Below are 13,971 nucleotides of genomic sequence, written 5' to 3' on the forward strand. Positions count from 1 at the left end.
TCCAGACATCCGTCTGGCTCGAGGCTGAATCTATTTTATCACAGCCTGGAAAAACTTCTCAGAAGAGACTTCTCTTCAAGCGCTGGGTGTAGATGTGTGCCATTCTGGTGGGCTCTGGAATCCTTCTTCCGGGCAGGGTGAACGACTTGACCAGCCTGATGGAACTTTCCACATCCATGAGATGGCCAGGAGAAACGAAGATGGGGGCACTTCCTTCTTTGGTCCTCATCACGCAGCCTATTATCCCTTCGTTATCGTAGAGATAACTCCAAGAACATCTTCTGTTCTCCGGCTCTCTGTAGGTTCCATAGAGCCTCGACTTTGCCACACCGATCGTCGGTATCTCTATGAAGAGTCCCATGTGTGATGCGATACCGAGTTTCCTTGGATGTGCGACGCCTTGTCCATCGAAGACCACAACGTCTGGCTTTGTCTTCAGTTTTTCCCATGCTTTCAAAAACAGAGGTCCTTCCCTGAAAGCAAGAAGTCCTGGAATGTATGGAAAATCAACTTTTCCTCTCTCTGAGACGAGTTCCACTATTTTGAAGGTGGGGTATTCCATCACGACGATCACGGCAAGTCCTTCTTCTCTTTTTGGAAACGAAAGATCGACCCCTGCCACGTACTTTGGTTCGCCCTCAAAGGGCTTGAAGAGAACCTTCTCTCTCAGGACATTCTGGATCTTCATCGCCTCTTCTGGTGGCAGATTCCACTCGTGAAGTTTTCTGTAAGTCACCTCTTCTCACTCCCTGAAATCATCTATCAATATCAGCGCTGAAACAGGAAAATCCAGGTATATCCTGTTTTCTGCCAGTTTCTTCAGAATGAAGTAGTATCTTTCAAAGTCTTCTTTTCTGTCGAATCGATGAACCTTGAACTTCCTCGACGGGTGGGCTTTTCTGAGAATCTCCAGGATTTCTTTTTCTTTCTCCATCTGCGCTATGAAGACCTGATCACCCTCGAATTCTCTGGATATTCCAACATCCTCCCAGACGACCCGATCTGGTTCAAATCCCACCCTTTCCTTCCAGACACCTCTCAGATTCGCCTCGAAAACCCTTGAGACAAGTGAAGAAATATTCAGAATCACCAGATTCAACGAAGAAGTTTCCATGTTGCTTTCTTCAAACAATTTTTCCCTGAACATGGGAAGCTCCTTCTCGTTCACAAAGACCTCTCCGTTTTCACTCACAACGTAGGGAAGCGTGAAAAACTGCATCTTCAATCCTTCCCTTACCTTCAAAAAGAGCGTTAGAAGTTCGGAGAGTTTTATGTTCGTTTCGATGTAGGGACTCACCTTTCTGTATATGTTCGAGATCTCAAAAGGACTTTTGATCAAGGCCTTGCTGAGAAGTTTTTTGAGAACGTCTTTCTGACGTTCTATTCGTGCAAGATCCCCCATGGAGTCCTTCCTGTATCTTATGTACGCAAGAAGCTGTTTGCCAGACAACATGTAGGGTACACCGGGTTTGAAGTCTATGACAAGATCCTGAGAAAGGTCTTCATAGAACATTACTTCGTTCGGGACTACCTTCACTGGTCCGAGTTCATCTCCGAGAACCCTGAATGCCCTGTAGTCGAAAACCACGTAGGAATCTATCTTCATTCCGAAAATCGACTCGACGATCTGAAAGAGTTTTTCAATTCCAGAGGAGTTATAAATGGAGTTGATCTTTCTTCCATCAATTATCAGGTCACGGGGTATGGAAACAAAGGAAAGCACTCCCTTTTTCCAGTCGAGCACACCGAGCACTATCACATCGGTTCGAATGGTGTGTTCGATTTCTTCGTCTTTTCCGAGAACGAGAAAGACGTAAGGATTGGTCACCTCTCCTTTGAAAAGAGAAGACACCACTCTATTCAGGAAAAATATGGATGATATAATTAAAAAGAAGGCTAAACTAATTGACAGAAAAAGTAGGACTTTCTTCGTCATGACATCACCCTGTCTGTATTCTATCACTATGGAGGTGATATCCATGAAGATAGGTATCGTTGGTCTTGGAAGAGTGGGGTCCAGTACCGCTTTTGCCCTTTTGATGAAAGGACTGGCAAGGGAAATGGTGCTGATCGACGTCGACAGAAAAAGAGCCGAAGGAGACGCTCTCGACCTCATACATGGAACACCGTTCACAAGGCGTACGAACATCTACGCAGGAGATTATAAAGACCTGAAAGGAGCCGATGTGATAGTGGTTGCTGCGGGTGTTCCACAAAAGCCCGGAGAAACCAGGCTTCAGCTTCTTGGAAGAAACGCCAGGGTGATGAAAGAGATTGCCGTAAATGTCTCAAAATACGCTCCTGACTCTATTGTCATAGTTGTTACAAACCCGGTTGACGTGCTAACCTACTTTTTCCTCAAGGAATCTGGTATGGACCCAAGGAAGGTTTTTGGATCGGGAACTGTTCTTGATACCGCAAGACTTCGAACCCTGATTGCCCAGCACTGTGGTTTTTCTCCAAGAAGCGTTCACGTATACGTGATAGGAGAACACGGTGATTCTGAGGTTCCAATCTGGAGCGGTGCCATGATCGGTGGTATACCTCTTCGAAACATGTGTCAGATCTGCAACAGGTGCGATTCTCATATCCTTGAAGAGTTCGCAGAGAAGACAAAAAGAGCAGCGTATGAGATCATAGAAAGAAAGGGGGCAACACATTATGCTATTGCCCTTGCGGTAACAGACATCGTGGAAACGATTTTCTTCGATGAGAAAAGAGTTTTGACGCTTTCAGTGTACCTTGAAGATTACCTTGGAATACAGGACGTGTGTATCAGCGTTCCTGCAGTTCTTGGTAGACATGGTGTGGAGAGGATTTTGGAACTTGAGTTGAACGATGAGGAACTGAAAGCCTTCAGAGAATCAGCAAAAATATTAAAGAACGCCATTGAAGAGATTCTGGCTGAAGAGAACAAAGAGTAAAACACACAGGGTAAACAGAACGTACAGAGTATCAGCAGCTTTCCACTCTATGTCTCTGTACTTTACCCTGGGAGGCTCTCCCGTGTAAAGGCGGGCTTCCATTGCCGTTGCGAGTTCTTCTGCCTTTCTCAGAGCAGAAGCTAGCAAAGGAACGATGATCACTATGAGGGCTTTCAATCTGTCGATGAATCTTCCCCTTTCAAAATTAGCCCCTCTGGATATCTGGGCCTTCAGTATCCTGTCTGCTTCCAGAGCTAGAATGGGAACAAACCTCATAGCGATCGTCATCACCATGCCGATCTCATGGCCCAGTTTTCTTGCCCCAAGAAGCGAAAAAAGACTCTCTATCGCCCGGGCTGTCATCAAGGGAGGGGTGGTGGCAGAGAAGTTCTCCGCAAGAAGAATGATCAAAAGCAGTCTTAAGAGTATGTATACGGCCGACAGGATCGCCTTGTCAGTTATAAACCAGATGATCTTTCTGCCATCCTGGGGTGAGAGAAACTGTACCACCACAGCGAAAATTATCAGAAACCATAGGCTTTTCAAGCCTGCAAGATATATCCTGAACCCAGTTTTGCTGAGAAGTATCAGCAGAAGAACAACCGCTCCAGGAACGATGTAAAAGACAAGACTGGGCACGATGAGAATGGAAGTTATCAGAAGAATCATACCCAGAAGTTTTGCACGTGGATCGATTTTGTGTACGATCGAGTTTGCTGGAACGTACCTTCCGATGAGAACCGTTGGTAACCTCATTTTTTGCCCTTTTTCTTTTTCATTTTGTTTCTTTCCTCGTAGGAACCGTCGAGGAGTTTTTTCATCTTTTTCAGTTCACGATAGACCAAGTAGTTCAAACTGCCTCTTTCGAATTTACCCGTTCTGGTGAGTTTTCCTGCTTTCATTCCCGTTACGATCTCTATCGCGTCATCCACCGTTTCTACGGTCCATATGTGGAAGAGTCCTTTTTTCACAGCCTGGATGATCTCATCCTTCAACACAAGATTCTTTGCGTTGGACTTCGGTATGATCACACCCTGCTCTCCATCGAAACCCCGGCTCTTGCAAGCCCTGAAAAATCCTTCAACCTTCTCGATTATTCCTCCAACCGGCTGGACTTCTCCATGCTGGTTTATAGAACCCGTTACAGCTATTCCCTGCTTTATGGGGACTTTGGAAATGGCTGAAAGAAGTGCGAGTGTTTCCGCAAGAGAAGCACTGTCTCCTTCTACTTCACTGTAGACCTGCTCAAAACTGATGGACGCACTCACAGAAAGAGGGAATTCCTGAGCGTATCTGCTTCCAAGGAATCCTTCCAGTATCAACACCGCCTTGCTGTGGATCTTTCCGCTGAGATCTGCTTCTCTTTGAATGTCCACAACACCTGGTCTTCCAAGATAAACCTTCGCCGTGATCTTCACAGGCACTCCAAAAGAGTAATCTCCAAGATCGAGTACCGTCAGACCGTTAACCTGACCAACTTTTGATCCGGTTACCTCGATCATGAGATCGAATTTCTTTATCATTTCGTCGTATTTTTCTTCAAGAAGGTTCTTCCTTTTCTCCATCGCGTCGAAGGCCCTGATGACGTGCGAGGATGTGGTTACTGTTGAACCATCCATCCTTGCCAGTTCACCGGATTCAACTATGAGGTTCACAATGTCTCCAAAAACTGCGGAGAGTTTGGTGCTGTCTTTTGCGTGCCTCATGGCATACCAGATAACTCTTTTTACGGCTCCCCTGTCGAAATGAGGCAGGTTCTTCTCCCGGCAAACGGCAGATATGAAGGATGTGTACTTTTGAACGTTGAGTTCATTTCTGGGAATCTCCCAGTCGAACTCCGCCTTTATTTTGAACAGTTTCCTGAAATCCGGATCCAGCTCGTAGAGAAGTTCGTAAAGATAGGGTGTTCCTATGACGACAACTTTCAGGTTAAGAGGGATTTTATCGGGCTTCAACGTGATGGTGTTGGAAATTCCGAGAGTGGTTTCCAGGTTTTCCACACCGATTTGCCCTTCTAAGAGAACTCTCTTCAGATTGTGCCATACATAGGGTTGACTCAAGAGCCTTTCTGCTTCGAGGATCAAAAAGCCACCGTTTGCTCTGTGAATACTTCCGGATCTTATCATCGTGAAGTCGGTCTGAAGGAATCCCCCTCTCACGTAGTACTCTATTTTCCCAAACAGGTTGGAGTACGTGGGGTTCGTTTCGTAAATCACGGGTGCACCATCCAGACCAGAGTTGTCCACGATCAGGTTCAGGGAATACTTTCTCATGTAGATTTCTTTTCTTTCTTTGGCGTCCATTTTCAAAAAATCGATCAGGTTCTCCATTATGTCTTTCTTTATATCCTCAAGAAATTTCCTTATCGTTTCTCCTTCGAATTCGCTCTCTACTTCAGAAAAGAGGGGTTCTATAGCGAAAAGAGCAGTTCTTTTGTGAAACTCTTCGAGGGATTTTCTAAACTCTATGTCCAGTTTTCTGATCCTGTAGAGCGTACCATCGACAAGGTGTTTCAGTTTCATCTGTCTTTCCTCGATTTCCCTTTTTGCGCTGTCTGGTAGAGCGTTTACTGCCTCCGGTGAAAGGGGTTTACCATCCACCACGGGGAGCATCACGACTCCAGCGGGTGTCAGTTGAACCATAAAACCAAGTTCTCTTGCCCTTGCTTCGAGACTTTCCCAAAGTTCCTTTCTCATACGGGAGAATCTTTCTTCTATCTCGGAGATCCTCCTGGCGAATTCCTCGCTCTCGAAGGCTTTGTTCAGGACTTCCACCACTTCGTTTATCAGATCCTCGAGCCTTTTCTTGAAGATCCTGCCCTGACCGGGTTTGAAGGATATCGCCCTCGGTTCATAAGGATTTTCGAAGTTGTAAACATAGCCCCAGTCTTCTGGAATGGGAAGGTTTTTCGCTGCATTTTGAAGCATCATCTGAACGAATGTGCGTCGTCCTGTTCCAGTGACACCGGTGACGAACACGTTGTAGCCTTTCTCCCTGATCTTTATTCCCATCTCTATGGCTTCTCTTGCTCTCTTCTGACCTATGAACCCTTCATTGGGGGGAATTTCCTCTGTGGTGCGGAAATTCATGAAATCAAGGTCGAAATTGTTTATTTCTTCCGGTTTGAGTTTTCTGATCATAATGTCACCCCTTTTTTGCGTGATCACATTTTATTGTACAATATTCGAAGAGGAAGTGACTCAGTTGAAACGAGAAAGGGTGGGATTGATGGGAAACATCATAGTGGTGACTTCCGGTAAAGGAGGGGTGGGTAAAACCACCGTCACCGCCAACCTTGGATGCGCCCTTGCAAAACTTGGAGAAAAGGTCTGCCTGATCGATGCGGACATAGGCTTGAAGAACCTCGATATAGTACTTGGCCTTGAGAACAGAATAGTTTACACGCTGATCGATGTGGTGAACGGAAAGGTCTCCCCCCAGGAGGCCCTGGTCAGGCACAAGGTACTGAAAAACCTCTACCTTCTTCCTGCTTCTCAAATCGCCACAAAAGAGATGGTCTCTCCTGAAGATATGAAATCGATCGTCAAAGAACTGGTGCCTAATTTTGACTATATAATCATCGATTCCCCGGCGGGTATTGAGAGGGGATTTAGAAACGCTGTGGCACCGGCTGAAAGAATCCTGGTGGTCACCACCCCGGAGGTTCCCGCCATCTCCGACGCAGACAGGGTGATAGGACTTTTGGAGAATTTCGGCTTCTCGGATGATAGGATTCACGTCGTGATCAACAGATTCAAGCCACACATGGTGAAGAAAGGAGAGATGCTCACCACGGATGACATCAAACACACCCTCTCTTTGGAAATCATAGCCGTTATACCGGATTCTGAGGAGATCATCATCGCTTCCAACACTGGAACACCTGTTTCTTTGAACGGGAGTTCCAGGATTTCCAAAAACTTCGAAAATCTCGCAAGGAGAATACGGGGAGATAGGGTGCCTCTGGAAGAGGATTTCGCAACCGTATCCAGGGGGTTCTTTGATTCTCTAAAGGATTTCTTCTCAAAATTCAAGAGGGGATGATACGATGAAGTTTCTGTTCTGGGAGTTTGGAAAGAAGAGAAAAAGCAGGGACACCGCCCGAAAAAGGCTGGAGCAAATCGTCGGACAGACGAAGAGAAAGCAAATGAACATAACGGAGATCATTCCAAAGGAAGTCCTCGATAAAAACTCCGACAAGATAAAGGAGAGGATCGCAAGTTGGCTCTCTGAAACGTTCAACGTGGAAAAAGACAAGATAAAGATAGACCTGGAAGAAAGGGAAGGCCACGTTGTTATAATCACAAACGTGTTCTTCAAGTAGGGGGTGTAGAATATGATGAAAAAGTTGACGATACGATCTTCCTCCCGTACTCAGTTCATCGATATCACTTCAGAGGTTATTCGGGCGATAGAAGAATCGAAGGTGAAAAGCGGCATCTGTGTGGTTTTTGTTCCACACACGACCGCGGGTGTTACGATAAACGAAAACGCGGATCCAAGTGTAAGACACGATATAATGACCACGATTGGAAAACTCGTTCCTGCCGCGGCGAATTATACGCACCTTGAAGGAAACGCAGATTCCCACATAAAGGCTTCTCTCGTTGGCTCATCCGTTACACTCATAATAGAGAACGGCCGGCCACTGCTTGGAACATGGCAGGGGATTTATTTCTGCGAGTTCGATGGTCCAAGGACAAGAAGCGTCTATGTGAAAGTTATAGAAGACTGATCAGAGAAGATTTGCCTTCATCTTCTCTTCCAGAGAAATCTCAGTGAGTTCCTCCACAAACACCATTTTCGGTGGTTCTATTCCGTTGAAATACGTGTTGTACTCCACTGTGTACGCTCCTGCATTGACAAAGCAGACAAGATCGTTCAAAGTGATGGTCCTTGGAAGAAGGATCTTATCGTATATAACGTCAACACTGTCGCAAGTTGGTCCTGCAAGATGATACTCTTCCAGTTCGTCGTTTTCTTTTCCCAGCACCCTCACTTCGTACTCGAAGTTTTGCATGGTTTCGGCAAGGCCATGGAACGCACCGGCGTCCAGATAGACCCACTTTTCTCCATTCCGTTCGCTTTTCAAAAGCACTTTTGTGACCAGCCAACCTGCTTCTCCCACCATGTATCTTCCAGGTTCTGCTATGAGTTTCAATCCGTGAACAAACCAGAGGTTCTCATCGATGGTTTCTTCGATGACTCTTCCTATTTCTTCCATCGCTGGGATGGGCTTTCTGTGTTGAACCGGAAAACCTCCTCCGACGTTCAACAGAAAGAGATTCAAACCGGACCTCATGGCTTTTTTGAAGATCTTTCCAGCAACAGAGATTGCTTTCCTCCAGCTTTCAGGGTTCAGATTCTGAGACCCCACGTGGAAACTCACTCCAGAGGGAATCAGTTTCATTTTTGCTGCATAGAAAAGGAGATCCAGAGCGTGATCCGGGTCGGTACCGAATTTTCTGGAAAGGGGCCAGTCCGCATCGGATCCATCCGTTGCTATTCTCACAAAGATCTTGCTGCCCGGTGCACTGATCGCTACTTTTTCTATCTCCATTTCACTATCAACAGCGAAAAGTCTGATCCCGTTTTTGTATGCAAACGCTATGTCTTCTTCTTTCTTTATGGTGTTACCAAAACTCATTCGCTTGCCCGAAATTCCGAGGGCAAGGAGTTTTTCTATCTCCCCTTTCGATGCCACATCAAAATTGCATCCCAGTTTTGCCAAAAGTGAGAGAATACGGGGATGGGAGTTTGCTTTCACGGCGTAGTAAATATCGGCACCCTTCAGCGCTGCTTTCATCTCGAAGAATTTCTTCTCCACAACGGAAAGATCAAAAAGAAGAAACGGTGTTTTTGCTACTTCAAGAGCTCTTCGCACCCAGTATTCCATTTCAGATCCTCCCTGAACGGTTTTTGCATATAAAGAATAGTGGAAGATGTCCTCTTTAAAAAGTAAATTTACGTTAAAATGATCTGACGTATAATGAACGATGGTATTACAAAACGGGGTATTCCTCATTGAGAGAGAAAAAGAAACGTTTTGACAAAGCGTGTTCTGGGGTGTACACTTAGGAAGTACCGCATTGAGCGGAAAGATTTTGAAAAGGAGTGATTTTTTCATGAGAGGTACGGTTAAGTGGTTTGACTCTAAGAAAGGCTACGGTTTCATCACTATGGAGAACGGAGAGGACATCTTCGTTCACTGGTCGGCGATCCAGATGGATGGTTTCAAGACCCTCAGGGAAAACGAACCAGTTGAGTTCGATGTCCAACAGGGAACCAAGGGCCCTCAGGCTGTCAATGTGAGACCTGTTAGATAATCGAGGACGAAACCAATCCAGGCCCCGGTGTTCATCACCGGGGCTTTTTTGATATATTAGAAATCGGACTCAAAAAAATCGGGAGGTGCTCGATTTGGTCAGAGTTAGATTTGCACCTAGCCCAACGGGACACCTTCACGTTGGAGGAGCAAGGACTGCCCTTTTCAACTGGATGTTCGCAAGAAAAGAGGGTGGAAAATTCATTCTGAGGATAGAAGACACCGATCTGGAGAGAAGTTCCATGGAATTCGAAAGGCAAATCCTTGACTCTCTGAGATGGTGCGGACTTGACTGGGATGAAGGTCCCGATGTGGGTGGAGATTACGGTCCGTACCGTCAGAGCGAAAGGCTCGATATCTATCGGGAACACGCTAGAAAACTGGTGGAAGAAAAAAGGGCCTATTACGTTGTATACGATAAAGAAGACCCCACCAGAGAGATGTTTTCCACGTTTGACTATCCCGAAGAGTACGCCAGAAAAGGCCATCCTGTCACAGTGAAATTCAAAGTCCTTCCAGGAAAGACCACATTTGAAGATTTGCTGAAAGGACAGATGGTATTCGACAACTCCACCATAGAGGATTTCATCATCATGAAATCGAACGGGTTTCCTACGTACAACTTCGCCGTCGTGGTGGACGATCATTTGATGGAGATTTCCCATGTCTTCAGAGGAGAAGACCACCTTTCCAACACACCAAAGCAGATCATGATTTATGAGGCGTTCGGCTGGAAAACACCTGTTTTCATGCACATTCCTCTCATACTGGGACCGGACAGAACTCCCCTCAGCAAAAGACACGGTGCAACCTCCGTTGAGCATTTCAGAAAAGAGGGAATTTTGAGCAGGGCTTTGATGAACTATCTTGCCCTTCTTGGTTGGAAAGTAGAAGGAGACGAGATATTCACCATAGAAGAGCGGCTCCAGTCCTTCGATCCAAGAGATATTTCCAACAAAGGTGTGATCTTCGACTATCAGAAACTCGAGTGGGTGAACGGAAAACACATGAGAAGAATCGAACTGGACGATCTGAAAAAAGAATTCGTAGAATGGGCAGAGTACGTGGGTAAAAGAATACCCGATGTTGACGACGATTACTTCCTCAACTCTCTTCGTATATGCAGAGAGAAGGTGAACACACTCTCTCAACTGTACGATATCATGTATCCGTTCTTGAGCGAAGAGTACGAGTACGAAAAAAATTACATCGAAAAGTTCTTGAAGAAAGGAGAATCCGAAAGGATCCTGAAAGAAGTGAGGGAAGAACTGGAAAAACTGGACAACTGGAACATGGAACAAATAGAAAGAGTTTTGAGAGAGGTTGCAGGAAGAGGCATTGCCTCGAAAAAGGTGGTTTTTCAGTTGGTGAGGGGAGCTGTGACGGGGAAACTGGTCACACCAGGGCTCTTTGAAACGATAGAGGTGCTTGGAAAGGAAAGGACACTGAGAAGACTCGAAAGAACCTTACGTTTCTTAAAAGATCTGTAAAATACATATGTTAAAACAAACAGGGGTGAGAAAATGAGGTTAGCCTTTTTCGGTGATGTGCATGGTAACCTTGAAGCTCTAAACGCTGTTCTGGAAGATATACAGAGAAGAGGTGTGGACGAGATCTTCTGTTTGGGAGATCTTGTGGGATACGGTCCAGACCCTGAGGCGGTCGTTCAACTGGTGAAGGAAAGAAACATCAAAACGATCATGGGAAATTACGACGATGCGGTGGGTTATTCGAAAGAAAGCTGTGGATGTTCTTACGCACCAGGCAGAGAAACGGAAGTGGGTGACATCTCACTCAATTGGTCCATTGAAAACACCTCCAAAGAGACAAAAGAATTCCTGAAATCCCTCCCAAAAAGAATGAGTTTCGAAGTGGAGGGAGTCAGGTTTCTCCTTGTTCATGGGAGTCCCTTCAACGAACTTTTGGAGTACGTAAAACCAAACACTCCTTCTGAAAGGTTGAAAGAGATAGCCAGTAAAGTCGAAGAAAATGTAATCGTGAACGGGCATACGCATCTTCCTATGGTGAGATGGGTTTCGGGCAAACTCATTCTGAACCCGGGAAGTGTTGGAAGACCAAAAGACGGCGACCCGAGGGCCTCTTACATGATTGTAGATGTCAAAAGTGGTGTGATCTCTTTTGAGACGATAAGGGTGGCCTATGACGTGAAGACCACAGTAGAAAAGATCGTAAAGAAAGGTCTTCCGATCGAACTTGCAACGGTTCTGGCTCTCGGGCAAACGTTCGATATGGGACCGGGAAAAGTCACATTCACTCTGAGATAGCAAAGGCACAGCATCCTTTGAACTTTCCAGATCCATCGACAGGTTTTGTTACAACATCGACCAGATCTTTCACGATGATTTGAAGATCTTTTCTGTACACACCCTTTGGTTGCATACAGCCAAGGACAACCGTTTTGAACAGTTTTCTTGCTTTTTCGAAGATACGAAGGATTTCTTTCGGATCCGGTGGGGAGTGTTTGCCAAACGGAGTGTTCGATGTTGGGATGAAAACGTTCAAAACTACGGAATCTGTTTCCTTCGAGAGGATCTCCAGTGCTTTTTCCTCGTGACTGATCCGTCCACCGAGTATTCCTACTGTGATGTGGAACACCACTTTCCTGTAAAAACGAGAAATGTTCAGAATGTCTTCAGGTGTAAGATCGAGCCGATAGATTTTCTTTAAAACACTTGAATCTCCGAAGAAATCCATGGAAACCACATCTGCAAGATCTCTTGCCAGATGAGACTTTTGAAAGCCCACATGAAAGTTGTAGAGAAGATCGTACTTTTTCTTGTATTCTCGCAATTCATTTTCATATCGATCAAAGGGGATGGAGCCGTCAAAAAGCATTCCACCACTTATCAGAAAACTTCTGTAGCCTTTTTCTACGTAAACTGGTATCTCCTCAACGGAGATCATGTGTTTCAGATAGTGAGCACCGCAGTGAGGACAGTTCAGAGTGCAAAACGTTCCCGTTACACTCACAGGGATCGTGTGGGATGGATCGACCGTCACGGACAACACCTCTTTTTTTAGAAGATCATACAAAATGATACCATTTTGGAGTTAAAATTTCTGGGGGTGATGGTATGAGAAGGTATCTGGTACTGTTTCTTGTTCTTCTGATCAGTGTGTTCCTTCTTGGTGTCAGACTCACGATTCTTCATGTTAACGACACCCATGGACACGCCTGGGCATTCGACGAATATCAAAATCCAGGAATAGGGGGACTTGCCGCTATCGCGACGATAGTGGAGGAAGTGAAAAGAGAAGTCGAAGGTCAGGGAGGATATGTGATCTTCCTTCACGCAGGTGATTTGAACACAGGAGTTCCTGAGTCCGATCTTCAGGACGCGATACCGGACATCGTGGGCTACAACATGATAGGACTTTCTGCCATGGCAGTAGGAAACCATGAGTTCGACAATCCGAGGGACGTTCTTCTCAAGCAGATGAAATTCGCTGATTTTCCGTTTCTTTCTGCAAACATCGTAAAGGAAAACGGAGAGCCGTTCTTCACACCGTACATACTCAAAGATTTCGGTGAGTTGAAAGTCGCTGTAATCGGTTTCACCACGGAGGAGACAACTATCCTTGAGCCCCTCTATCTTGAAGGTCTGAAGTTTGAAAACACCCTGAATGTGGCACAGAAGATAGCACTTGAGTTGAAAAACCAGGCAGACGTTGTGATCGCTCTTGCTCACCTTGACTGGGGAGAGCCGGAAAAGGAAGGCATCACCACGACGCACCAGTTGGCGAAAGTTGATGGAATAGACGTGGTTGTGGCGGGCCACAGTCATGTCCTTGGCTCGGAGGTAGTGGATGGGAAGATAATAGTTTCTGCGGGTGAATATGGGAAATACGTGGGAAGGCTTGATCTGGATGTAGAGGATGGAGAAATTGTGGCATGGCACTGGCAGGCCATTCCCGTCAATTTGAAGGTGTACAGAGACGGAAAGTACGAGTACGTTGAAAAGCCCTACCTTGAGAACAGATACGTTGCAAAAGCGCTCGAATATTTCAAGAAAGTCGGTGATGAAAAACTCGATACTGTGATCGGAGAGACAAAGATCTTCCTTGACGGAGAAAGAGAACACGTAAGATCGAGAACTACAAATCTTGCCAACCTGATAACAGATGCCATGAGATGGAAAGTAAAAGCAGACATAGCACTCACAAACGGTGGAGGAATAAGAGCCTCTATAAAACCAGGGAAGGTCACTGTGAGGGACATCCTTACGGTCCTTCCTTTTGGCAACACTCTTTACGTGCTGGAACTCACCGGTGAACAGATCATGAAAGTCCTCGAATACGCCGCCACAATACCGGAAGGGAAGGGAGCGTTTCTTCAGGTCTCAGGACTCACATGGAAGAGCAAAGACGGAAAGGTCGTAGAAGTTCTGGTGAATGGAGAACCTCTGGATCCGAAAAAAACATACAGGGTTGTGACGAACAACTACATGGCGGGTGGTGGAGATGGCTATACAATGCTAAAAGAATGGGGAGGATACGACACGGGTTATCTCATGTCAGACGCCGTCATAGAGTATATACAGAATGTGTTGAACGGTGTAATAGAAGAGTATGATGATTCACAGAGGTACATCAGAGAGTAAGGCGGGGGTTCCCCGCCTTTTATTTTTTTCTCATTCTTGAGGACTTAGTATAAAAATTATAAGCATACAACAACACAGTTTTATTCACTAAACCACGGTA

At 45.7% G+C, this 13,971-nt stretch carries 14 protein-coding genes; 8 read left to right on the forward strand and 6 right to left on the reverse strand.

The annotated features are described in order from the left end of the window. Window positions 1-58 precede the first annotated feature (58 nt). The gene (gene nfi / locus AS006_RS02805) at window positions 59-736 is read right to left on the reverse strand and encodes an endonuclease V (RefSeq protein WP_101512859.1); all 678 of its coding nucleotides are present in this window, start codon (window positions 734-736) and stop codon (window positions 59-61) included. 6 nt (window positions 737-742) lie between these two features. Then, complete coding sequence (locus AS006_RS02810) at window positions 743-1,936, reverse strand: LCP family protein (RefSeq protein WP_199167316.1); 1,194 nt, start codon at window positions 1,934-1,936, stop codon at window positions 743-745. A 43-nt stretch (window positions 1,937-1,979) separates the two neighbouring features. Between AS006_RS02810 and AS006_RS02815 the strand changes: the two genes are divergently transcribed. Next, window positions 1,980-2,924, forward strand: a complete 945-nt coding sequence (locus tag AS006_RS02815; RefSeq protein ID WP_101512861.1) for an L-lactate dehydrogenase — start codon at window positions 1,980-1,982, stop codon at window positions 2,922-2,924. Here the strand turns inward: AS006_RS02815 and AS006_RS02820 are convergent. Both AS006_RS02820 and AS006_RS02825 read right to left on the reverse strand, forming a co-directional pair. Then, window positions 2,877-3,680, reverse strand: coding sequence for an energy-coupling factor transporter transmembrane protein EcfT (locus tag AS006_RS02820; RefSeq protein WP_101512862.1), 804 nt, complete (start codon window positions 3,678-3,680; stop codon window positions 2,877-2,879). The genes AS006_RS02815 and AS006_RS02820 overlap by 48 nt on opposite strands. Continuing rightward, window positions 3,677-6,064 (reverse strand): Lon protease family protein, encoded by a 2,388-nt coding sequence (locus tag AS006_RS02825; protein WP_101512863.1) that lies wholly within the window; start codon window positions 6,062-6,064, stop codon window positions 3,677-3,679. Before AS006_RS02825 ends, AS006_RS02820 begins: the two co-directional genes overlap by 4 nt. An 88-nt stretch (window positions 6,065-6,152) precedes the next feature. On the opposite strand from AS006_RS02825, the gene minD reads away from it, so the two are divergent. Genes minD through AS006_RS02840 form a run of 3 tightly spaced genes read left to right on the forward strand, consistent with a single transcriptional unit; the run spans window position 6,153 to window position 7,659 of the window. Continuing rightward, window positions 6,153-6,968 carry a septum site-determining protein MinD gene (gene minD, locus AS006_RS02830; RefSeq protein WP_101512878.1) on the forward strand — a complete coding sequence of 272 codons (816 nt, stop codon included), beginning with the start codon at window positions 6,153-6,155 and terminating at the stop codon, window positions 6,966-6,968. Between the two features lie 4 nt (window positions 6,969-6,972). Continuing rightward, entirely contained in the window at window positions 6,973-7,248 is a 276-nt protein-coding gene (locus tag AS006_RS02835; RefSeq protein ID WP_101512864.1) for a hypothetical protein, read from the forward strand. Between the two features lie 12 nt (window positions 7,249-7,260). Beyond that, window positions 7,261-7,659, forward strand: a complete 399-nt coding sequence (locus AS006_RS02840) for a secondary thiamine-phosphate synthase enzyme YjbQ (RefSeq protein WP_101512865.1) — start codon at window positions 7,261-7,263, stop codon at window positions 7,657-7,659. Here the strand turns inward: AS006_RS02840 and AS006_RS02845 are convergent, their stop codons facing one another. Further along, window positions 7,660-8,820 (reverse strand): type III PLP-dependent enzyme, encoded by a 1,161-nt coding sequence (locus tag AS006_RS02845; RefSeq protein WP_101512866.1) that lies wholly within the window; start codon window positions 8,818-8,820, stop codon window positions 7,660-7,662. It abuts the gene before it with no gap. A 229-nt stretch (window positions 8,821-9,049) separates the two neighbouring features. On the opposite strand from AS006_RS02845, the gene AS006_RS02850 reads away from it, so the two are divergent. The 3 genes from AS006_RS02850 to AS006_RS02860 all read left to right on the forward strand — a co-directional run bounded on the left by AS006_RS02850 (window position 9,050) and on the right by AS006_RS02860 (window position 11,534). Beyond that, window positions 9,050-9,250 carry a cold shock domain-containing protein gene (locus tag AS006_RS02850; protein WP_038067352.1) on the forward strand — a complete coding sequence of 67 codons (201 nt, stop codon included), beginning with the start codon at window positions 9,050-9,052 and terminating at the stop codon, window positions 9,248-9,250. 94 nt (window positions 9,251-9,344) lie between these two features. After that, a complete protein-coding gene (gene gltX, locus AS006_RS02855) occupies window positions 9,345-10,739 on the forward strand; it encodes a glutamate--tRNA ligase (RefSeq protein WP_101512867.1) in 1,395 nt (464 codons plus the stop codon). Between the two features lie 33 nt (window positions 10,740-10,772). Beyond that, window positions 10,773-11,534, forward strand: coding sequence for a metallophosphoesterase (locus tag AS006_RS02860; RefSeq protein WP_101512868.1), 762 nt, complete (start codon window positions 10,773-10,775; stop codon window positions 11,532-11,534). On the opposite strand, the gene AS006_RS02865 is transcribed toward AS006_RS02860, so the two are convergent. Further along, the gene (locus AS006_RS02865; RefSeq protein WP_101512869.1) at window positions 11,521-12,270 is read right to left on the reverse strand and encodes a radical SAM protein; all 750 of its coding nucleotides are present in this window, start codon (window positions 12,268-12,270) and stop codon (window positions 11,521-11,523) included. The genes AS006_RS02860 and AS006_RS02865 overlap by 14 nt on opposite strands. Before the next feature lie 74 nt (window positions 12,271-12,344). On the opposite strand from AS006_RS02865, the gene AS006_RS02870 reads away from it, so the two are divergent. Next, the gene (locus AS006_RS02870) at window positions 12,345-13,871 is read left to right on the forward strand and encodes a bifunctional UDP-sugar hydrolase/5'-nucleotidase (protein ID WP_101512870.1); all 1,527 of its coding nucleotides are present in this window, start codon (window positions 12,345-12,347) and stop codon (window positions 13,869-13,871) included. Window positions 13,872-13,971: the final 100 nt, after the last annotated feature.

This window comes from Thermotoga sp. SG1 (assembly GCF_002865985.1).
Taxonomy (GTDB): Bacteria; Thermotogota; Thermotogae; order Thermotogales; family Thermotogaceae; genus Thermotoga.

Excerpts from the sequence above, each read along its gene's own strand:
- AS006_RS02810 (WP_199167316.1), bottom strand. The coding sequence starts at position 1,936 with ATGACGAAGAAAGTCCTACTTTTTCTGTCAATTAGTTTAGCCTTCTTT.
- AS006_RS02815 (WP_101512861.1), top strand. The coding sequence starts at position 1,980 with ATGAAGATAGGTATCGTTGGTCTTGGAAGAGTGGGGTCCAGTACCGCT.
- AS006_RS02820 (WP_101512862.1), bottom strand. The coding sequence starts at position 3,680 with ATGAGGTTACCAACGGTTCTCATCGGAAGGTACGTTCCAGCAAACTCG.
- AS006_RS02825 (WP_101512863.1), bottom strand. The coding sequence starts at position 6,064 with ATGATCAGAAAACTCAAACCGGAAGAAATAAACAATTTCGACCTTGAT.
- minD (WP_101512878.1), top strand. The coding sequence starts at position 6,153 with ATGGGAAACATCATAGTGGTGACTTCCGGTAAAGGAGGGGTGGGTAAA.
- AS006_RS02835 (WP_101512864.1), top strand. The coding sequence starts at position 6,973 with ATGAAGTTTCTGTTCTGGGAGTTTGGAAAGAAGAGAAAAAGCAGGGAC.
- AS006_RS02840 (WP_101512865.1), top strand. The coding sequence starts at position 7,261 with ATGATGAAAAAGTTGACGATACGATCTTCCTCCCGTACTCAGTTCATC.
- AS006_RS02845 (WP_101512866.1), bottom strand. The coding sequence starts at position 8,820 with ATGGAATACTGGGTGCGAAGAGCTCTTGAAGTAGCAAAAACACCGTTT.
- AS006_RS02850 (WP_038067352.1), top strand. The coding sequence starts at position 9,050 with ATGAGAGGTACGGTTAAGTGGTTTGACTCTAAGAAAGGCTACGGTTTC.
- AS006_RS02860 (WP_101512868.1), top strand. The coding sequence starts at position 10,773 with ATGAGGTTAGCCTTTTTCGGTGATGTGCATGGTAACCTTGAAGCTCTA.
- AS006_RS02870 (WP_101512870.1), top strand. The coding sequence starts at position 12,345 with ATGAGAAGGTATCTGGTACTGTTTCTTGTTCTTCTGATCAGTGTGTTC.